This is a genomic window from Bradyrhizobium pachyrhizi, from assembly GCF_029714545.1.
In the GTDB taxonomy this organism is placed as follows: Bacteria; Pseudomonadota; Alphaproteobacteria; order Rhizobiales; family Xanthobacteraceae; genus Bradyrhizobium; species Bradyrhizobium pachyrhizi.
The window spans coordinates 4581583-4598624 of record NZ_CP121667.1; the positions used below are offsets into that span (position 1 = coordinate 4581583).

The 17042-nt window shown below is 62.4% G+C and carries 39 protein-coding genes; 4 read left to right on the forward strand and 35 right to left on the reverse strand.

Translation table 11 applies throughout. The features are described 5' to 3' along the window. Nucleotides 1-78: 78 nt before the first annotated feature. The 6 genes from QA639_RS21210 to QA639_RS21235 all read right to left on the reverse strand — a co-directional run bounded on the left by QA639_RS21210 (nt 79) and on the right by QA639_RS21235 (nt 3326). Complete coding sequence (locus QA639_RS21210) at nt 79-270, reverse strand: hypothetical protein (RefSeq protein ID WP_283087266.1); 192 nt, start codon at nt 268-270, stop codon at nt 79-81. 170 nt (nt 271-440) lie between these two features. After that, nucleotides 441-1037 (reverse strand): hypothetical protein, encoded by a 597-nt coding sequence (locus QA639_RS21215; protein WP_283087267.1) that lies wholly within the window; start codon nt 1035-1037, stop codon nt 441-443. Nucleotides 1038-1335: 298 nt separating this feature from the next. Then, nucleotides 1336-1617 carry a hypothetical protein gene (locus QA639_RS21220; protein WP_283087268.1) on the reverse strand — a complete coding sequence of 94 codons (282 nt, stop codon included), beginning with the start codon at nt 1615-1617 and terminating at the stop codon, nt 1336-1338. Continuing rightward, on the reverse strand, nt 1614-1991 hold the full coding sequence (locus QA639_RS21225) for a hypothetical protein (RefSeq protein ID WP_283087269.1): 378 nt from the start codon (nt 1989-1991) through the stop codon (nt 1614-1616). Before QA639_RS21225 ends, QA639_RS21220 begins: the two co-directional genes overlap by 4 nt. Further along, nucleotides 1988-2257, reverse strand: a complete 270-nt coding sequence (locus QA639_RS21230) for a hypothetical protein (protein WP_283087270.1) — start codon at nt 2255-2257, stop codon at nt 1988-1990. The genes QA639_RS21225 and QA639_RS21230 overlap by 4 nt, the downstream gene beginning before the upstream one ends. A 61-nt stretch (nt 2258-2318) precedes the next feature. Next, nucleotides 2319-3326: a hypothetical protein gene (locus QA639_RS21235; RefSeq protein ID WP_283087271.1), complete on the reverse strand. Its 1008-nt coding sequence runs from the start codon at nt 3324-3326 to the stop codon at nt 2319-2321. A gap of 167 nt (nt 3327-3493) precedes the next feature. On the opposite strand from QA639_RS21235, the gene QA639_RS21240 reads away from it, so the two are divergent. Beyond that, the gene (locus QA639_RS21240; protein ID WP_283087272.1) at nt 3494-3946 is read left to right on the forward strand and encodes a hypothetical protein; all 453 of its coding nucleotides are present in this window, start codon (nt 3494-3496) and stop codon (nt 3944-3946) included. On the opposite strand, the gene QA639_RS21245 is transcribed toward QA639_RS21240, so the two are convergent. From QA639_RS21245 to QA639_RS21385, 29 genes are all read right to left on the reverse strand, one after another. Beyond that, a complete protein-coding gene (locus QA639_RS21245; RefSeq protein ID WP_283087273.1) occupies nt 3943-4290 on the reverse strand; it encodes a hypothetical protein in 348 nt (115 codons plus the stop codon). The genes QA639_RS21240 and QA639_RS21245 overlap by 4 nt on opposite strands. A gap of 37 nt (nt 4291-4327) precedes the next feature. Then, on the reverse strand, nt 4328-4522 hold the full coding sequence (locus QA639_RS21250; RefSeq protein ID WP_283087274.1) for a hypothetical protein: 195 nt from the start codon (nt 4520-4522) through the stop codon (nt 4328-4330). A 2-nt stretch (nt 4523-4524) separates the two neighbouring features. Then, complete coding sequence (locus QA639_RS21255; protein WP_283087275.1) at nt 4525-4785, reverse strand: hypothetical protein; 261 nt, start codon at nt 4783-4785, stop codon at nt 4525-4527. A gap of 147 nt (nt 4786-4932) precedes the next feature. Next, entirely contained in the window at nt 4933-5334 is a 402-nt protein-coding gene (locus QA639_RS21260) for a hypothetical protein (RefSeq protein ID WP_283087276.1), read from the reverse strand. A gap of 18 nt (nt 5335-5352) precedes the next feature. Further along, the gene (locus QA639_RS21265) at nt 5353-5820 is read right to left on the reverse strand and encodes a hypothetical protein (protein ID WP_283087277.1); all 468 of its coding nucleotides are present in this window, start codon (nt 5818-5820) and stop codon (nt 5353-5355) included. Further along, the gene (locus QA639_RS21270) at nt 5817-6098 is read right to left on the reverse strand and encodes a hypothetical protein (RefSeq protein WP_283087278.1); all 282 of its coding nucleotides are present in this window, start codon (nt 6096-6098) and stop codon (nt 5817-5819) included. Before QA639_RS21270 ends, QA639_RS21265 begins: the two co-directional genes overlap by 4 nt. A gap of 9 nt (nt 6099-6107) precedes the next feature. Continuing rightward, nucleotides 6108-6398 (reverse strand): hypothetical protein, encoded by a 291-nt coding sequence (locus tag QA639_RS21275; RefSeq protein WP_283087279.1) that lies wholly within the window; start codon nt 6396-6398, stop codon nt 6108-6110. Between the two features lie 2 nt (nt 6399-6400). Further along, entirely contained in the window at nt 6401-6883 is a 483-nt protein-coding gene (locus QA639_RS21280; protein WP_283087280.1) for a hypothetical protein, read from the reverse strand. Beyond that, complete coding sequence (locus QA639_RS21285) at nt 6880-7485, reverse strand: DUF7007 domain-containing protein (RefSeq protein ID WP_283087281.1); 606 nt, start codon at nt 7483-7485, stop codon at nt 6880-6882. The genes QA639_RS21280 and QA639_RS21285 overlap by 4 nt, the downstream gene beginning before the upstream one ends. Beyond that, nucleotides 7485-7865 (reverse strand): hypothetical protein, encoded by a 381-nt coding sequence (locus QA639_RS21290; RefSeq protein WP_283087282.1) that lies wholly within the window; start codon nt 7863-7865, stop codon nt 7485-7487. The genes QA639_RS21285 and QA639_RS21290 overlap by 1 nt, the downstream gene beginning before the upstream one ends. Nucleotides 7866-7867: 2 nt before the next feature. Then, a complete protein-coding gene (locus QA639_RS21295) occupies nt 7868-8044 on the reverse strand; it encodes a hypothetical protein (protein ID WP_283087283.1) in 177 nt (58 codons plus the stop codon). Continuing rightward, on the reverse strand, nt 8041-8652 hold the full coding sequence (locus tag QA639_RS21300) for a hypothetical protein (protein WP_283087284.1): 612 nt from the start codon (nt 8650-8652) through the stop codon (nt 8041-8043). Before QA639_RS21300 ends, QA639_RS21295 begins: the two co-directional genes overlap by 4 nt. Next, nucleotides 8639-9007, reverse strand: a complete 369-nt coding sequence (locus QA639_RS21305) for a hypothetical protein (RefSeq protein ID WP_283087285.1) — start codon at nt 9005-9007, stop codon at nt 8639-8641. Before QA639_RS21305 ends, QA639_RS21300 begins: the two co-directional genes overlap by 14 nt. Beyond that, nucleotides 9004-9225: a hypothetical protein gene (locus QA639_RS21310; protein WP_283087286.1), complete on the reverse strand. Its 222-nt coding sequence runs from the start codon at nt 9223-9225 to the stop codon at nt 9004-9006. The genes QA639_RS21305 and QA639_RS21310 overlap by 4 nt, the downstream gene beginning before the upstream one ends. A gap of 854 nt (nt 9226-10079) precedes the next feature. Then, nucleotides 10080-10262, reverse strand: a complete 183-nt coding sequence (locus QA639_RS21315; protein ID WP_283087287.1) for a hypothetical protein — start codon at nt 10260-10262, stop codon at nt 10080-10082. After that, nucleotides 10259-10432: a hypothetical protein gene (locus QA639_RS21320; protein WP_283087288.1), complete on the reverse strand. Its 174-nt coding sequence runs from the start codon at nt 10430-10432 to the stop codon at nt 10259-10261. Before QA639_RS21320 ends, QA639_RS21315 begins: the two co-directional genes overlap by 4 nt. Beyond that, complete coding sequence (locus tag QA639_RS21325; protein ID WP_283087289.1) at nt 10432-10572, reverse strand: hypothetical protein; 141 nt, start codon at nt 10570-10572, stop codon at nt 10432-10434. Before QA639_RS21325 ends, QA639_RS21320 begins: the two co-directional genes overlap by 1 nt. Then, nucleotides 10572-10802, reverse strand: coding sequence for a hypothetical protein (locus QA639_RS21330; RefSeq protein WP_283087290.1), 231 nt, complete (start codon nt 10800-10802; stop codon nt 10572-10574). Before QA639_RS21330 ends, QA639_RS21325 begins: the two co-directional genes overlap by 1 nt. Next, on the reverse strand, nt 10799-10996 hold the full coding sequence (locus QA639_RS21335) for a hypothetical protein (protein ID WP_283087291.1): 198 nt from the start codon (nt 10994-10996) through the stop codon (nt 10799-10801). The genes QA639_RS21330 and QA639_RS21335 overlap by 4 nt, the downstream gene beginning before the upstream one ends. Then, a complete protein-coding gene (locus QA639_RS21340) occupies nt 10993-11217 on the reverse strand; it encodes a hypothetical protein (protein ID WP_283087292.1) in 225 nt (74 codons plus the stop codon). The genes QA639_RS21335 and QA639_RS21340 overlap by 4 nt, the downstream gene beginning before the upstream one ends. Further along, nucleotides 11214-11549 (reverse strand): hypothetical protein, encoded by a 336-nt coding sequence (locus QA639_RS21345; protein ID WP_283087293.1) that lies wholly within the window; start codon nt 11547-11549, stop codon nt 11214-11216. Before QA639_RS21345 ends, QA639_RS21340 begins: the two co-directional genes overlap by 4 nt. Next, nucleotides 11546-11686, reverse strand: coding sequence for a hypothetical protein (locus tag QA639_RS21350; protein ID WP_283087294.1), 141 nt, complete (start codon nt 11684-11686; stop codon nt 11546-11548). Before QA639_RS21350 ends, QA639_RS21345 begins: the two co-directional genes overlap by 4 nt. A gap of 2 nt (nt 11687-11688) precedes the next feature. Continuing rightward, on the reverse strand, nt 11689-11847 hold the full coding sequence (locus QA639_RS21355; protein ID WP_283087295.1) for a hypothetical protein: 159 nt from the start codon (nt 11845-11847) through the stop codon (nt 11689-11691). A 1-nt stretch (nt 11848) separates the two neighbouring features. Then, nucleotides 11849-12145, reverse strand: coding sequence for a hypothetical protein (locus QA639_RS21360; RefSeq protein ID WP_283087296.1), 297 nt, complete (start codon nt 12143-12145; stop codon nt 11849-11851). Beyond that, the gene (locus QA639_RS21365; RefSeq protein WP_283087297.1) at nt 12146-12628 is read right to left on the reverse strand and encodes a hypothetical protein; all 483 of its coding nucleotides are present in this window, start codon (nt 12626-12628) and stop codon (nt 12146-12148) included. It lies immediately after the preceding gene. Between the two features lie 279 nt (nt 12629-12907). Further along, nucleotides 12908-13147 (reverse strand): hypothetical protein, encoded by a 240-nt coding sequence (locus tag QA639_RS21370; RefSeq protein WP_283087298.1) that lies wholly within the window; start codon nt 13145-13147, stop codon nt 12908-12910. A 533-nt stretch (nt 13148-13680) separates the two neighbouring features. Next, entirely contained in the window at nt 13681-14022 is a 342-nt protein-coding gene (locus tag QA639_RS21375; protein ID WP_283087299.1) for a hypothetical protein, read from the reverse strand. Between the two features lie 35 nt (nt 14023-14057). Continuing rightward, nucleotides 14058-14411 (reverse strand): hypothetical protein, encoded by a 354-nt coding sequence (locus QA639_RS21380; RefSeq protein WP_283087300.1) that lies wholly within the window; start codon nt 14409-14411, stop codon nt 14058-14060. Between the two features lie 84 nt (nt 14412-14495). After that, nucleotides 14496-15569 (reverse strand): hypothetical protein, encoded by a 1074-nt coding sequence (locus QA639_RS21385; protein ID WP_283087301.1) that lies wholly within the window; start codon nt 15567-15569, stop codon nt 14496-14498. Nucleotides 15570-16372: 803 nt separating this feature from the next. Here QA639_RS21385 and QA639_RS21390 point away from each other — a divergent pair. The 3 genes from QA639_RS21390 to QA639_RS21400 are packed head-to-tail and all read left to right on the forward strand — an operon-like array spanning nt 16373 to nt 17037. Then, a complete protein-coding gene (locus QA639_RS21390; protein ID WP_283087302.1) occupies nt 16373-16627 on the forward strand; it encodes a hypothetical protein in 255 nt (84 codons plus the stop codon). A 59-nt stretch (nt 16628-16686) separates the two neighbouring features. Then, nucleotides 16687-16845 (forward strand): hypothetical protein, encoded by a 159-nt coding sequence (locus QA639_RS21395; protein WP_283087303.1) that lies wholly within the window; start codon nt 16687-16689, stop codon nt 16843-16845. Nucleotides 16846-16854: 9 nt separating this feature from the next. Then, nucleotides 16855-17037, forward strand: a complete 183-nt coding sequence (locus tag QA639_RS21400; protein ID WP_283087304.1) for a hypothetical protein — start codon at nt 16855-16857, stop codon at nt 17035-17037. Nucleotides 17038-17042 lie beyond the last annotated feature (5 nt).

Genomic DNA, 17042 nt, shown 5'->3' on the forward strand with positions numbered 1-17042 from the left:
GACGTCGAAGCCCAACCGAGCACTTCGAACGTCGGCGGTTGGATGGGGACCTCATCAAGCATCCCCATTAGGTCTCGATCAGTTCTCCTCGACGACGTAGTCGATGAGGAATGACTCGAGTCCATCTTTGTGCGCCGCGTCGCATACCTCATGGATGTTGGGGTATGCGCCGTGCCAGCGTTTGCCTGGCCACTTGGCGCGAATGGTGTTGCCGTTCAGCCTGGCGCAGAGCACAGGCTTGCCGGCTTGTTCGTCAGAAGCCTCGGACACGGTCGATCCCCTCGAACGCGCGGGCCTGCTCGCGGATGCCGGCGATCGTGATCGCAGCGTCCACGCGGTCGTCCTCGATCATCGCCAGTGTCGCATCACGGCGCCGACGCTCCAGGTCAGCCCATGATCCGCGGTACGGAGTGATCGGTCCTTTGGTTGAGAGTCCCATGTTATTCGTCCTTCCAGTCGATGGTGTAGGTCCCATCGGGACCGGGTATGAGCGCAGCGTCGAAGAACTCGATCGCCTTGCGGATTGCAGTCATGTTCGGCTTGCTGCCGCGCTGAACGCGCAGCGCTGCGCAGCTGGTGAAGTAGAGCCCGGTGCCCAGCTCGGCATCGAGCGCGCGGACCGAGAAGCCGTCCTCCCTGGCTCGCTTGCGGATCGCGTCCGCCAGCGGCTCGCCCAGGATCTTCAGCGGCAGCTCGTGTGAATTGAACAGCGTCACGCCCAGCTCGCGGGCGCGCTTCGTGATGTCCCACTTCGTCCGATGCGGTAGGACGTGGGTGATGCCTGTGGCACCCCTCGTCGGGGCGTAGCGTCGGATTTCTTCGTCCTCGCCGTGCGTGAACGGCGGCCGGCGGTAGGTGAAGCCGGTGGAGCTGCGCTTGCCAGAGATCGAGTGCCTCGACCGGCCCGGCAGCAGCAGCTGCAGCTCGTGCAGCTTCAGGTGCCGGTTACGCCTGATGATCTCGGCCTCGGCATTGGTGTACTGCTTGCCGCACCTGACGAAGAAGCTATCGGACCTCTCGGCACCAGAACTTCTCAAGGCAGGAGGGGCACTGGATGACCTCGCTGGACTTGTCGCCCTCTTCGTCAAAGTCATAGTTGCAATAGGGGCAATCGAAATGGGTTCTGATGTACCCAAGGACATGCTCGGAACAGCTCTCACGGGAGTCACTCATGCGCGGGCAAACCGCTTGTTGATGTCGATGAAGCGCCGTTCCTGCCGGCGCTGCCGTCCGCGGTTCGTCTTCGCGAACGGCTCGTGATGGCGCTTCCAGGTGTGACCTTCGAGGAGGAAGCGGAACGCGGCGCCGATCGAGCGCTGCTGCGGCGATCCCCGATCACAGGGGTGGCGCCACCTGGAGCGGACTCCGTTCAGATACATTGGTGTTCTCCATCAGCCGGCAGACAAGGATCGGCTCACCCTTGCCGTATGCGCCGGTCGTGATCTGAGCGAGCGAGAGCGGCTTCGGACAGCCGATCGTCCAGTTGCTGCAGACCTTCATGTTTGATTGGACGACCGTCTCCGAGCAGACGCTGCGCGGGAGCGGGAGAGCGCTGTCGCCTTCCTGACGACCACAACCGGTCAGCAGCAGCGCGATGGCGATGACAGCCCGGTTCATGCGGCGTACCCCAGCTCGTGGCGATAGCGCTGCGGCTTCGGCGCCTCGTACCAGAAGGCGATGCGCGGCGGCTCCTCGTAGACCGCGATGACGGTCGGAGCCTTGCCCATGCGTTTCGTGTACCAGCTGGCGGACTTGCGCAGCGTCCGGCCGCTCTCGCGGGCGGTATCGATCAGCAGCAGATCGAACTTGGCAGGGACGTTGGCTCCGAACGGGATGAAGGGGATGCCCAGGATGTGCGAGGCATAGACCGCGGCGACGGCGCCCGATCTGCCGGGACCGGTGACGCAACCGACGTTCTCCAGGCGACGGCTGAAGAGGACGGTTCTGATGCGCTGAGCAAACTCAGCTTCGGGGACGATGCGGATGGTCATGCCACGGCTTTCTTGCTGATGGTGTCGATGATGCAGCGGTGTTCGATGGGGTTGTGGTCAGCCAGGAACTGCAGCGCTTTCTGGTGGTATTCGCTGCCGGCGTTGGCGTAGTCGACGACGAGGCGCCACGCTTCCAGGTCATTGCGGAGGCGGTCGCTCTCATCGAGCTTCTGCAGCTGCCAGGGACCGTTCTCGCTGCCTTCGCAGTCGAAGATGCCCCAGCCCTGGTCGAAGGCGATGCTGTTGTCGAAGTTGGCTCTCGGCATGTGGTCCTCGCGGGGATGGGAGAGGGGTGCCCGTCCCCCGAAGGAGACGGGCGAGGCAGGATCAGCTGCGGAGGTTCTTGTTCAGCGCCCAGTACGGGTTGGACCCGTCCTGCGGCCTCACGAACAGCGTGGCGTACGAGTGGTCGCGGGTCTTGATGACCTCGACGTCGCGGGTGCCGACATGCTGCTTGTGGAAGCGGACGATCTGGCCGGGGGCGACCAGGCGACCGCTGACCCACTTCGCATCCGGGTGCGGCGGAGCCGGCGGGGTGGCCTCGACGACCTCGGCCACGACCTCGTCGTCACCGCCCTCGTCGTGCTCTTCCTCCTCGTTGACCTCGTCCACACCATCGACGACGGTCGGCTGGGTGAGGAGCGCAGCGCCGCGCGGCGGGAGGACGACCGCGAAGACGCCGAACACGTCGCCGTTGTCGAAGGCGCGCTTGGCCGCCGCCTCGGTGTCGTACAGCTCCTCGTCGACGCTGAACTCGCGGTCGTCGTTCTGGAACAGCCGGACGAACTTGGTCTGCGGCTCGGTCGAGAGGTTCTCCACCAGCCAGTCACCGTTGATGTCGTCGCCTTCCAGGTCGAACTGGAGGACGACGCGCTCACCGGCGTTGTCGTCGTAGCCGGCGATCACCACGGGGAACGTGGCGTCGTTCAGCACCGACAAGATCACGATCTCGGTGAGGACGGCGCGGTGGTCATCGACCTTGGTGATCTCGAACGGCTTGTTGAAGTCGACCTTGCCGACCGGATACTTCGGCGGCGCGGGAGGGGCTTCGGGCGCAGGCAGTGGATCGCCCGTGACGGCGGCGAACACTTCCTCGGTCGAGACGCCGGCAGCGAAGACCTCGGAGGTCTCGGCAACGGGCAGGGCGCCGTTGTCGATCTCGGCGGTCAGTCCGGAGGCTTCCGTGCCGGCAGCCTGGTCGGCCTGCATGTCGGCCTTGTTCAGGTAGCCGGACATGCTGATCACCGACGTCTCGGTGACCGGAGCGGGCATCGGAGCGTTGGTCAGCGGCTGCTCGATACCGTAGATGGCAGTCTGTCCCATGGTGGGATCCATTTGCAGTTCTCCTTTGGTGTTGCGGCCGACTGGTTGAGGTCACCCCGTCAGTGACGGCGGCCCGCGCTTGAATTGACGGGGTGTTTGGCTGCACGCCCTTAGACCATCGTTTGCATTAATTGCAAGCGCAAATTTGCATTTAAGCAAACGTTCAGGTATAGGGAGGCATGCAGAAAACTGAATTGGTCTATGGGTTACCTTGGCTTTCGACTAAGCCGGAACGCGCTATCTTCGATGAACTTCAGTTCGCCTGCGTCTATGCAGCCGGCCCCCTCGGGGGTCGGCCGCTACGGCTCGGCGCCTCGACCAATCTCAAGAAGCGGATCGAGTGCCTGCAGCCCGGCAGCTGGGAGCCGCTGAAGATCCATCATGCGATCTGGACCACGAACGAGGCGTTCGCCGTCCGGATCTTCAACGATACCGCCGCACTGTTCGACAAGGCCAACCGCCGGCTGGTCGGTGACTGGTTCGACGTGACGTCGGAGCTGGCCATCCAGGCCATCCGCATCGCTGGCGAGAAGGCGAACATCCCGCTGCTGTCCCATGACGGCCTGCTGGCGAAGGTCAGAGGCATCCGTGAGAAGCGCCTGGACAGCGGCATCGTCGTCCGCAAGCGCTAGTTCGGATAGATGGTGATCTTCCCGATCACCCGGCCATCGTTGATCCAGCGCTGGATGTCATCGCCCAAGCACAGGCTGTCGGAATACTCGACGCTCTGGCAGCCGTCGCCGTCGATGATCTCGACCATGAAGCTGTCGAGCGGTTCGTCACGAAACTGAGAGACGCGGCGACCGCCGTGCCTCCGTTCGATGACAGCGTCGATCTGCTGCTGCGCCTTGATCAGCGAGAGCGAGCGCCGGCCGTCCATCACCGCCTTGTAGTTCCTGGGCCTCCCGCTGTAGGAGACCCAGGCTGGCGGATCGAGCGTGTAGGCCAGCTCCTTCACTTCCTGAGCGTAAGGCATTTGTCGATCTCCTTGATGAAGCCTTGCAGAACGCCCATCAGGCCGCCTCCTCGTTGTCGTTGCAGGGCCTGGTCACCACGGGGAGCAGGCCGAGCATGTGGATGTCGAGCGTGATCGGTTCGACCCAGGTGAACCCGGCGCGATCCCGATGTGTGTGGTTGAAGGTGACGGTCTGGACGACGACCGTACCGAAGGGCAGGGTCTTGCCCGGAGGCATGCCGATGGCGAACATTGCTACTCTCCCCAGCATTCTTCGCAGTCGAGGTCCGCCAGCTCGTCGGGGAGCGGCTGACCCACGGTCACGGGCTCGAACGGCGCAGCGAACATGCCGGCGCCGTACGTCACGTCGCCGCCCACCACGCCGATCTTGGCGGCGAGCATCTTCGACATCACGGTACCGAGGCTTTCGACAGCTGCGGTGAAGTGTTCCACCTCGGGCATCTTCGCCCGGTGCATCGCTTCGATGATCTCTCCGATCCGGAGCTGGTAGGCCATGTGCTAGTTCCCTTCGTTTGCATTAGAATTGCATAGCGTTTGCATTCAAGCAAGCGTTAATTCAAAGGTGTGACATCACGGCATAGAAGACCGCGACGAGCCCCAGGGCGACGCCGATCACCCTGGGGCAGGCGAAACCGACCGCCCTCATTTCAGCTTGATCATGCCGGCCGGCGAGATGGCCTCGCCCCATTTTCGGCACTCGGCCGGTTTGCTGCGCCTGACGTCCTGCATGATGTCCTGGACGACATCGCGAACCGTGATGGAGATCTCCGGGATCATGTCGGCCCGCTCGTAGGGCTTGTCCATCTGGGCCATCATTGCCGCGACCACGGCCGGGCCAACGGTGTCGAAGTCAGCGCCGTTGCGATCGGCGGTCTTTCGCGGGGCGCCGTCGACCATGTCGTACTGAGGGCAGAGGGCGATCACCACCCAGGACGCAGAGGCGAGGAGGGCGAACTCCTTGTCCGCCTTTGTGACGGCGAGAGCAGGCGAGGCGAAGGCAAGCGTCAGCGCGACCGCCGACGCACAGAGTGCGTGCAGTTTCATAGTCGTAGTTCCTTGATGTCAGTGGTTGATGTGCTTGAGCAGGTGGTATTCGTAGAAGAGGCGCAGATCCGACGGCTGCAGGACCACGACGTGGTTCTTGCCACGCTTCGCCCGGAACAGCAGTTGGTAGGAGAAGTCCATCCCACTCCAGCCGGAGCCGCCGCCGACGTAGCAGGCGTTCGTTGGATGGCCTTGCAGGTGGAGACCGCTTGCCTGGATGCCGGCGACCTCGATCTCGTATGCCGAGTCCACGACGGTGAAGACCTCGCGGATTATTTCCTTCCAGCGTGGAACGATGATTGTCTCGCCGGGCTCTCTCTTGCAGTAGCCCAAGAAGCGTAGCCTCTTCGCGGTTCTGCCGAACTCGCGGAGCTGGAAGCGCGCCCACATGTATCGGCTGTAGTCATCGAGCTTGAATCCGACGACTTTGGCGCCGATAGCGATCCTGGGTGTCGGCAGATCATAGGCCTTGCCGGTCGGTCTCACTGAACCTCTCCGCATCCGTTGCAGACATAGGCGTTCTGGTCGGGAGTCCACTCCCACTCAGACTCCATGCCGGCGTCGTTGCACTCGCAGCCGATATCCTCCGCCTCATACACGGGCTCGGGATACTCGTTCATGCTGTTGTCCTCGGCGTCCTCTTTCCTGGTGAGGTTGCCCAGGCCGTCGCACTCCCACTCGGGAGCATGGCCATCCTTGACCATGCATCCGGTATAGAAGCCGGGTGACTCCACCACTGAACACAGCGTGCATTTCGACGTCATCGTGGGTACCTATCCTCGTACTCGCCGGCCGTTGCGCTCCGGCATGTGGTCGATGCTGCCGGGGCGGCCTATGTCGTACGCTGGAGCCGGCTGCGCGGCCTCCTCACGCCGCACCTCGGCGTCCCGGATCTTCAGCAGGGCCAGGTCGAGGTTGTCGCGAAGGGTGCGCGCCTGCAGGGTGTCGAGCACCTCACAGCAGCGAGTGCCACCGCGAGGACCGACCAGATAGATGACGATGCGGTCGTTGGGTTCGACGTCGAACGCGCCGCCGCTAGTGTGGCCGCTGATGAACTCACGCATCGTCAGCCCTCCGACGACGTCAGCATGGTGGTGAAGGTCTCGCCGTGCGCGCCCTCAACCTCCGACCAGTCCTCGATCAGCATATTGAGGAGGTTCACCAGTTCGAGCGGGACCGGATAGTAGGCCGGGTATGCGTCCTTCTCGCTCTCGTCGAGGATTTGCCGCAGCCAGGTGTCGAGGCGGGCACGGTTGGTCTCCGGGATGCCTTCCTCGTCCAGCTCCTCCTTGGACGGATGATCGGCGATCCAGTCGATCAGGTCGTTCAGCTCGCTCTCGCTGCCGATCACGAGCATCCACGCCTTGTCGAGCTGGGCCTTCGGCAGGGACGCCAGCACGCTCCTGGCTTCGAGGTCGACGTCGTTCATGTCGCGGATGCGGTATCCGGCATTGATCATGATGTCGCCGATCGCGGACAGCGTATCGCTGTCCCACTCCACGCCATCCATCTGTTCCTGGATGGCAAGCATTGCCTGATGATCGTTCATTGCGGCCTCTCGGGTTTGGGGATTTCAAGGTCACGGGTGAGGTCGATGACGAAACCGAAGTTGCCTCGCTTCTGGTAAAGCGGCGCATCGACCAGGAACCACTTCTCGAGTTTGTCGCTCTCGCGGCGAGCACAGACGCCGACCATGTCCTTGGGCACCCAGTGCGCCCAATCGCCCCATGCGGACGACACGACAAAGTTGACGCCGTTCTCGATCTGGAAGAGCCGCTCGTCGCGAGCACGGGACTCGCCGCGCTTCAGCTTCACATCGAAGAACTGCTCATATTCATCGGGATACCAGCCGCGGAAGGTCTCGACCGCTATCTCGTACTCGGACTTGTCCGGGCGGCCCTCGATCTTGATCATGCGCTGGAATGCGATCGGATGGATTACAGCGGCGACTGACCACTGGCAGTCCTCCTCGTACCAGCCAGCCTCGGCTCGCATGTACTTCGGGACCGCCGCGTTGCGTTCGCGGGACAGCTTGATGCCGCCGTGACTGGCGGTCGAGACCGACCAGATGCCGGGCGCCAGCTCGCGTTTGTCCTGGATGGCACCCCACGGTGACGACTGGGGGCACGCCGATCGCTCATAGTTGGTCATCAGACCTTGCTCCTGCTGAAGGCCAGATGGCTCTTCTTGTATGGGGTGATCTCGCCGCGGTCGTAGGCGAGGGCGTAGGTCGGGCAGCGGACGAACACGCAGTTGGGCTCGCCCGGTATCTCCGAGTCGCGGGTGGTGAAGCCGAAGTGGCATTCGTCGAAGTGCTTGTCGTCAGCCTTCATCGGACGCCACCACCACTCGTCATCGTCGAGCGACCAGCCTGCGTTGAGCGCGGCCATGTAGACCCGGTGCGCCTTCTCGATCAGGTCCAGACCCTTCAGCGCACTGGCGATCTGCCGCCGCTGGATGCCATGCATCGACTGGACGATGTGGCGAATGTGGAAGTTCATCAGCGGCGGCAGATGATGCGCGTCGGGCATGGTCAGTCCTGCGGGAAGAAGGCGGCGATCGCCTCAAGTTGCGTGCAGAGGGTGTGATGGCCGACGAATTGTCCCGCCTGCCACCACATCCATTGGAAGGTGAAGGGGAGATGCGGGCATGCATCGTTCCCCTCCAAGCCGGCCGCATAGCCGGCGTCGTAGAAGTCGAACGGGTTCATTTCCACGGCCCGAAGTCGATCAGGTCGAGATCCTCACCGAGCGCCTTGACGAATGCGGCCGGATCTTCCTTCGCTTCGAAGGCGTTCTGCACGGCCTCCGGGTGATCGCTGATCAGGTCGGCGTACTTCCACTGCTCCTCGGCTTCATCCCGGCAGTCGTGGATGAACTGATCGCGCTCGCGGCTGCCGACCGGCTTGCTGCTCTTGAATGCCGCACACCGCGAACGAGCCGTGTAGTACAGGTCGCGGAGCTTCTCGGCGCCAGCGATGACCGGCTCGACATCCTCATCCTCGGTGAAGCTGAGGCAGTAGAGCAGGAACTGAGGGACGAACTCGAAGTCCCAGCAGATGTTGCCGTCGCGGTCGTCCTGGTTCATGATCGCCCAGACGCTCTCGATCAGCGGAGCCAGGCGCCAGGACTGCAGTCGTCGGCCGCCAGCACCGTAGTTCTCACACCAGCGGACCATCTGCTGCTCGGCAGCCTTGTACGGATGATCGTCGGGCAGCGTCTCGCCGAACTTCAGCATGGTGTCTTCGAGCACCGTGTAGATGGCCAGCGCGGTCTCGATGACGAGGTAGTTGGTCGTGATGGTCTCAGGCTTGCTCATTGTCGATTTCCTTCAGCAGCTTGACTGCGTCGTCGCGGAGGCAGTTCATGTCGAGGCGGACCGGGATGTCGTGCATCACGGTGACGGGGTTGACGAAGGCGCGGACGATCTTGAGCAGCTCTTCGACGCGGTCCTTCGCTCGATCGAGCGGACCATCGAGGTAGGCCAGCGAGTCGCACACGGGGCAGCGACCGCACGGCGAGGCGTCGCCCGGCGTCAGACTGCAGTCGTCGATCTCGGAGCATTCGATTGCGGTGCCGGACCAGTCACAGCTGCCGCAGCGGCAAACCAGCTCGTCGGGCTCGCCGAGAAACGCGATCTCGGCGGTGTAGGTGTCGCCTTCGAGGTCGCTCATGCGATCCTCGCGTCGATCTTGCCCTTGATCTCTTTTGCAACGCCGACCCAGGCCGCGCCGCTGATCATCGGGGACTCGATCGCTGCCGGATCAGCCTCGGCGACCTTGTCCGCCCACTTGCTCAGTGCATCGAGCACGAACAGCTGGGCGAGCGGGCCGAACTGGCTGTGGTTCATCAGGTCGCGGACGAACGAGATGTTGTCCTGTCGCTTAGGCATTGCGGGTCTCCTTTGCATTCAAACAAGCGGTTGGGCACGGCTTCGCTTTTCCTGAGGGTCAGGAAAAACTCGGTCGGAGAAATTCTGGTGGGCGAGGCGTGCTTCGCTGGCTTGCGCCTCGGCCGTGTCTCGCTATCGCTACCACCATCGCGTCCACATCCGTGGACCAGGCCGTTGAGTGCCGATGCACCCTGCCGGGAACACCCGGCTTCTCTTCATGAGGTTGACGGCCTCACTAGCCCGGCGTTACCCGGGCACGTCTCTCAGAGCGGAGTGAACAACCAGATCGCCAGCTGGCATCCGAAAACGAATGCCGCGGCTGATATGTGCCAGTCCATGTCTCGCTCCAAATTGCACCAGCGGATTGGTTTGCCTGCCGCTGGTCAGGCTGTGCGTCCGGTCGCTCGCGGCTTCACCGGTCCAAAAACTCAACTCTCGTTCGGGGTCACAGTGGGGGTTGATTACTTCTTCATGGCCGTACTCCATCATCGCTGCTGTAACTCGGCGCCTTCGCCTTGCGCTTCTTGTTGGGCACAACGCGGGGCTTGTATTTCGGCGTCCGCAGATCACGGGCGATCGGTGAGCGACGGCTCGGCTTCTTTCGCTTCTTCATGGTCTCGGACTCGGGAATTGGATGGCCGGATAGCGCCGGCCTCGCCACTGCGTTTGGGTCGCAGCAACCTATGAGCGGTGTCCCATTTCTCCGGGCCGCAAACTTCCTACGTCGTGTCATGGTGGCTATCATCGCCTGGCACGGACCATGGGCGCCAAGAGCTAAGCCGTTTGATGAGTGGTCCTGCGGATTTCCCCTGCCTATGTGTGCAGACCGCTTTACTGCACACCTCGGGGCCTCGTTAGCTGCGAAACTCTCGACGATGGTCGAGATACGCACGCTGAGCTGATCGAGTGAGAAACTGCGGCATCTCCTGAGTCGCAGCCTCGTCCCAGCGGTTGGCCCGCCAGTAAATGTCGGCCTCGCAGAGCATGCGATCGCTTGCTCGCACGCGGGCCTGAAACTGCTCGAATGCATCAGTCATCGGGAGAGCAGCCTCTTCAGTTCGGCAGCCTTGCGGCGGCACCTGTCGGCCTCGCGCCGATTGGCCTCGACCTGATGCGTGGACCAGCCGCCGCGACGCGACTCTTCCGCCCATCCATCGAGCGTATCGGCGAGGTTTTCGAGAAATTGGATCGTGTCCATCAACCCCATCACTTCGTCTCCAGCTGCGTCAGCTCGACTTCGAGCGGGTGGTAGTCTTCGTACCGGGCGCCGGCCCAGCCGTTGCGGGACATGTCGGACAGGATGCGGATGAGCGCCATGCGGCGGCGTTTGCGTTCGCGCTCGGTCATCACAGCCTCCAGTGCTGCATGCGGGCACGCTGGTCCGCCTGCTCATTGTCGTTGTCCGCCTTCGGCTGGGCGGGGGACAGTTCGTCCTCCTTGCGCAGCCAGCGCTTCCGGTCGTCATCGCGGACGACGTATTCGCCGCCGTCGAGCACGTCCTTGATCTGACCGACGAACGACCCTTTGGAGCCGACGCGGACAGAGCGCACCCAGTCATCCTTCTCGAACTTGCTCATCCGAACCTCCCCATGCTCAGGTCGAGGTCGTCGGTGTTCTCGTAGGTTGCCGCGAGCGTCTCGCCGAGGTGCAGGGTGGCAAGAACGACGAACTGATCATTGCGAGCTTCCGCGAATGCGGATCGCGCCTCATCGTCCGACCTGAACCGGGAGACGACGACCTCGCGCATGGTGATGGTGGTCAGCGTGTTCATGCTGCCTCGCTGGGGAGTTTGAAGTGATCGAAGAGCCAGGCCGGACCGAACTCGTTGCGCATGCGGTGCAGCACCGGATGCTCCTTGCCGGATCGGTCCCGCCAGACTCGAGCGTTGTACCAATAGGTCTGGGCGAGGGTGTCTCGCCAATGCCTGCCGTGTGCCGCTGCAAAGGCCGTGATGGCCTCCACCTCTTCGGCGAGCAGCTGCCGGTAGTTCATGTCAGCTCCTTTCCGGGGATGCCGCCCGTGCGGACGTGCGCTTCGCAGTTGGGGTACACCCGGGCCTGATCCCGGATGTGAGGGATGATGATCTCGACGCGGGCCAGCTCGGCCTCGCGCTCGGTGGCGTACTGCTTGGCGTTGCTTCGCCAGATGTCCCAGGTGTTGGCCGTACCCATCGCGTTGAAGCGATCGGTCAGGTACAGCACCATCCGCTTGCCGCTGTTGTCGGCGGGGATGCCGTTCCACCAGACGACGACGAACGTGTCGGGATTGTTGACGCGGTCGATCGTTGCCTGGGACGGCGGGTTGAAGCCCTCGGGGAACTTCATGACTTGGCCTTCCATTCGTGCTTCGGGCAGTACTGCCAGCACTTCGGTTCGAGCTGATCGGCGGCGCGGATGGCTTCCGCCTCCCGCTCCGACACGCGGATGACTTCATCGGAGAGGATGTGCTTCAGGCACTTCATCCTCACCTCCACATGGCGAACGCAGCACGGCAGGTGCCGGCGACGTAGAAGCTGCGAGCGGCAGCACGGGCGATCCGCAGGGAACGCATGCCGACGGACTCGATGATGCCGTCACGGCGGACGACGATCAGGGTCGGGATGGAGCGGGGGACGCGGCGCATGTCACGCCCCCGCACAGGTCAAGGCGAAGCGGGCGGACCCGACCTTCGCGATGTTGTTGATGTTGACGAGCTGGCCGTGCTCGCGGGCGTCGTCGACGTAGTCCTCGCCCAAATGCTGGGCGAGTGCCGCCGCGATCTGCTCGAAGTCATCCCACTTCACGCGGGCGAAGTCGGGGTTGCTCTTCCAGACCTTCACGAACGTGCCGCGCCGCTGCGGGCCGGGGCCGGTGAACTGCCCGGTGTTCTTGAGGAAGACTGCGGCGTAAGCGACTCTGTCGCCTTCGATCAGGGCGGACATTCAGACCTCCACCACATTCCAGCCGGACGGAATGTTGGCGCGGGCCGCGACGTGCTGGATGGCCTCGCGCTTCAGCCCGTTGACGGCTGCGACGTTCTGCAGATGACCGGACACCATCTCGTAGTTCCACTCACGGCGGCGCCAGTTGTCGCGCTGATCGTGGACGCTCTGCAGCTGGACGAGCAGCTTCTGGTGCTGTCTGAACCAAGCTGGGATGGTTTCGCCGAAGTGCTCGATCAGATTGTTGACGCTGTTGCCGCCGGAGTGCGGCTTGTAGTTCGGCATCACGGACATGTCGTCCATCCGCGGATCGTAGTTGTCGTCCGGGACGAAGTTGCCGGCGACGCAGCTGCGACCGGTCGGGTCTCGGTAGAGGCAGATGTCGTCAAGGCCGCTCGACGGGCCGGGGGACGAAGCGAAGAATGCACAGGCGGCGTCGAAGACTTCTTGAGCGGTCGGGGTATGTTCGAATACGTGGGGCATGGTCGCTCCGTTTGCGTTTGCGCTATTTGCATTCAAGCGAGCGGGAAGGCAAGCGCAAATTTGCCATCCCGTGCTTTTCCGGGTGACCGGGGGAGGATTCGAACCTCCGGCTGTCGCGTGATCCAGCGTCGATGCTGGCATTCCCACCAAGGGGCGCCGCCTTCCCGCTCCCGTGTTTCCTACGGGCAGCCCGGTCGATTTCGTGTGCAGTCTCATGGAGTTACGGTCATAATGCCGCCAACTTCCCATGAGATAAGAGAGATGTTCCGAGACGCAGATTCAGCGCCGCGGAAATTCGAGAATAATTCCCGAGAAAATGGGCCGCCGAGCAATAAGCGGGCGCCCCGGGGTATTTTCGAAGGCCGCCTCCAACTCCTCGATCGTGGCGTTGACCACGGGGACGGAGGCTCCTCTCTGGGAGAGGACACAGGCCGCCTCAGCCAGTATTGCCGACTGGACGGGGGTGATGCCGGACCTGCCCATGTAGGCACGGTACAGCGCATCGAGACGAGCACGCATCGGTTCCTCCGGTGATGTGGGACGGGGCGGAAAGCCCTGCAGGACAGGCACTTCCCAACGAGACGACGAACGAATACGGGGCCGCCAATCGAGGGCCGCCGGCGATCCACAATCCCAAGCCAGTCACCTCCAGACAGGGAGAGAAGCAGGGACAGGAGAGGGAGGGAGAGGCGTCCTCGTTAGGGCCAGGCTCTCTACCGGTCAGACGCAGATTCTCGATTTTCGAATGCAAACGAGCGCAAACAGCGTGAAGTCGGTCGCGTCGACCTTACCCTCAGCATAAAAGCCCATTTGCATTTATTCGATTTCCGGACCCTGCAGACACCATATCTAGGGCCAGTCACCCTCAAATCGGTATCTCAGTCCGCAAAAGAGGGGGTCCAGACCCCATTTTCAGGGGTCCAGCCACTACATCTTGATAATTCAGGGGTGGAATTGCCCCATCAGGATCCCAGCGAAGGCGAAGGCCATCAGGATCAGGGCGCCCGTGGCGAGATCCACGCGGGTGTTGAGCAGGTTCTTCATGGCGGGCCTCATGCGTACCTGGCGAGGGGCTTCTCGCTCACGGGGTGATGGACGGCGCCGTCCTTGATGGTGACGCGATCGGCGGACCAGACGGAGGCGGGGGCGTTGAGGGATGCGTGGCGTAAGGCGAAGGCGTAATCGCCGAATGGCTCACACTCGGATCGGCCAGTGCGGAAGGTCTGAACGATGAAGCGGGGCACGCTCTCGCGGGGTTTGGCTTGCGTCACTGTGGGGCGGGACGCGGGCTTTTCCCGAGGGTCAGGAAAAACTCGAGCCGAGGTCGCGTCCGCCTTCTGGATGGTGGCAGTCACGAGCGAGCGCAGGTATCCGGTCTGACGGGCGGTCAGCATGGCGTGGTCTCCGGTGGGTATGGGGTGCGCCGGTATCAGCGCTGAGCGAAGCGGGCCTTCCGACGGGCATAGCCGGGCGTCTGAGGCTGGAAGCGGGGGCCAACGAATGGCGTGTAACGCAGGTGGGGCTCCTTAGCCTCGAAGTGCGTATCAGCCCACATCTCGCGGGCCTTGTTGATCTGGTTCATGCCGCGGAGCTGCTCCGGGGTCATGGGGGCTTCACCTACAGCCATCCGGGTCTCGGCCAGTGTGGTGCGCCCGTCATCGGGGGCGGGGGTGATGATTGCCTTTTCCCGACATGTCCGGAAATTCTGGGACAGCCAGTCACTGTCAGACAGGGGGCGGGGGGTCGAGTTCGCATTGGCGAATGCGCGTTTCTTCCGGGGCATGCTCACACTCCGTGGAGGGCACAAAAAAGGCCCCCGGCGGTGAGGCCGGGAACCTTGAGATTTGCGGGGGCGCAGTGGGGCGGGTTACGCCGCCTTGCGCTTGCGCTTCGCCTTGGGGGCGGTTTCGTCCGCCTTGGCTTCCGCCGGGGTTTCGTCCGCCGGGGCTTCCGGAGCGGGGGGCGGAAGCAAGAGGATGACGTTTTCCGCCGTCGGGGCTTCCGCCGCGACATTGGCGCCGACCTTGGCGTTAATGTGCGCCTGCAGCGTCATCAGCGCGTCGATTGAAAGCGTATCCACTGCAGCCATGATCGCCGCCAGTTTCTCGCTTTCCGTCAGTGGCGCGGGGGCTTCCGCTCCGGCCGACTCGGGGGCGGTAGCTTCCGCCTTGGCTTCCGGCTTGTCGCCTTCCGCCTTGCCGGACGAGTCCGCCTTGCTCATTTCGTGCCATTCGGCCAAGCGGGATTGCATGATACCCCACTGCGACGAAAGCAATTCGCCGACCTTGGCTTTCCACATTGTTTCGGCCGACTCGACCGATGCAGCGCGGGCACATTCCATGATGACGGGCGCATGGTTCAGCCGCATGAAACCGGCAAGGCGCGTTCCGTAGGTCCGGAGCGTTTGTAGGGAGTCGATAAGCTTGACGTTCACCGGCTTGCCATTGGCGCCGGTTGCGCCGGTATGCTTCAGTTTCACATACTCGGAAGCAAGCTTGTTCCGCTCCGACTCTGCAGCGCGCAAGGCGTCACCGGTCAACCGGTCAAGCTTGCCATTCGCCGCAATGATCGCCGCCGCATGGGACTCGGTGCCGCGCCAAATCATCTTGCCAGCGCGGGCAACGTTCACCAAAATGTCGCGGGTGAAAATCCATGCGTCTTTCTGCGGATCATAGTTGTTATCCGTCAACAGCGCGCGGATTTGTTCGCCGCAGAGGTTCAGCGCCAGCATGGCGACGGCGTCATAGGTGCTGGACTCGGCCGCGCCCAAAGACTTGATTGCCAAGTCAGCCGCGCGAGTCTGGATGGTATCGGAAAACTTCTCATTGGCAGACTGCAGAACGTTGGTTTCTGCCATCTCTTGCGCGGTAGCGGCGCGGGTATCGGTAGCGGTAGCCATTTCGTTTCGCCTTTCCGTTTCGCCCCGGTCTTTCCAGACCATCCGGAAAAATCCGGGGTTTTGGCATGGCTCTCCCGTTCTCTGCGAAGGTCATTCGCGAGGTGGAAAAGCGCGCGGGAAACCCGCTTGCCTCTCCCGCTATATGCGGGCACAAAATCACCATAGGTAACGTGACTTGAGTTTAGAAGCAGGGAAAAATGGCAGCAAAATCAATAGGTTGAGAGGCAAAAAATCGAGGTTTCAAGCGGAAAGAAAACAAATTCGCACAGAAAAAGAGAAGCAAAATCAACATGTTAGAAGCAATGCAAACGATCATTCCAATTCATTCGAATTGATCGATCTAGACGGTGGAAAGATTGAGAACTAAGAGAGAACAAACATTCAACTATGGTAGCATTGACTAGGGTTTCCCAGAGATCGAATCGACACCCCTACTAAAGTCTAATTTTTTATTCGACATGGGGACTGGGTTGGCCAACACGTTCCAACTTCGCACCCCTAAAAGGCCATTTACCCGAGGGGACTGGCCCAATGTCCTCGAACACTGGATGCGCGTAGAAATCGGGGGCCGTGAGTGGCTCTGCGGCCCGCCCATGGGGGGTTCGGAGGGTCCAAACGGACGGCCTCTCCTGGGCCTTCTCTGCGGATCTGGGGAGACGTTTGCATTACCACAAATCGAGGGCCGCGAGAAGGGGGTACGGCCTTCCAAAAGACCCCCCTGTTTTGGGGCCCCATGCCGCGGCGGCGACCCCCTAAAAGGCCACTTGCAGCGAGCGCTTCGCGCTTACCTCGCAACCCTTCCGGCTCGCCCCCATATCTGCGGCCTGGATTTCATGGAGTTCCGTATGTCGCTGAGCAATGAATGGACTGACTGGCACCTGACCCCGAAGGGCTGGGAGCGCGGCACCGAGAAGGAAGACTTTCGGACCATCGAGCGTGAGCCGCCGCCGGATCGCGTGAAGACGGTGCGCTGGCACGACTACCTGTCGTCCCGCTTCTCGAAGCCCGACCGCTATCACAGCGACATCTGGTCCTCGCCCGACAAGGCGGCCATCGCAAAGCTCGTTGCCGAGTTCGGAGACCCGCCGAGCAACCTGTAGACGGGCATGGCCAGCGAGCGCTTCGCGCTGATATAGTCAGCCAGGGTTCGGGGGATCTCATGAAGCGACGCAGGACGACGATCGGCACACTGATCGACCAGGACAAGGCGTGGGCCTACGACCGCATCAAAATGCTCTACGTGGTGCGTTGGCTCGAACGGTACCCGTTCATGAAATGGGCGATCGAGAGCTGGATCGACAAGCCCTGGCGCCGATAGCGAGGACGCATGACGGTCAGCAAATATCAGTTCAGGGTCGAGCTGCAGCGGCTGATCGCGAAGTACATCACCCCATCGAGCTCGTTCGAGGACTACGTCCTGATCACTGAACAGCTCGAAGAGGTGAAGGACCGGCTCGACTGGGAGACTGAGAAGTTCTCCGAAGACGAGGTCAACTCCTGCGAATTGTAGCGAGC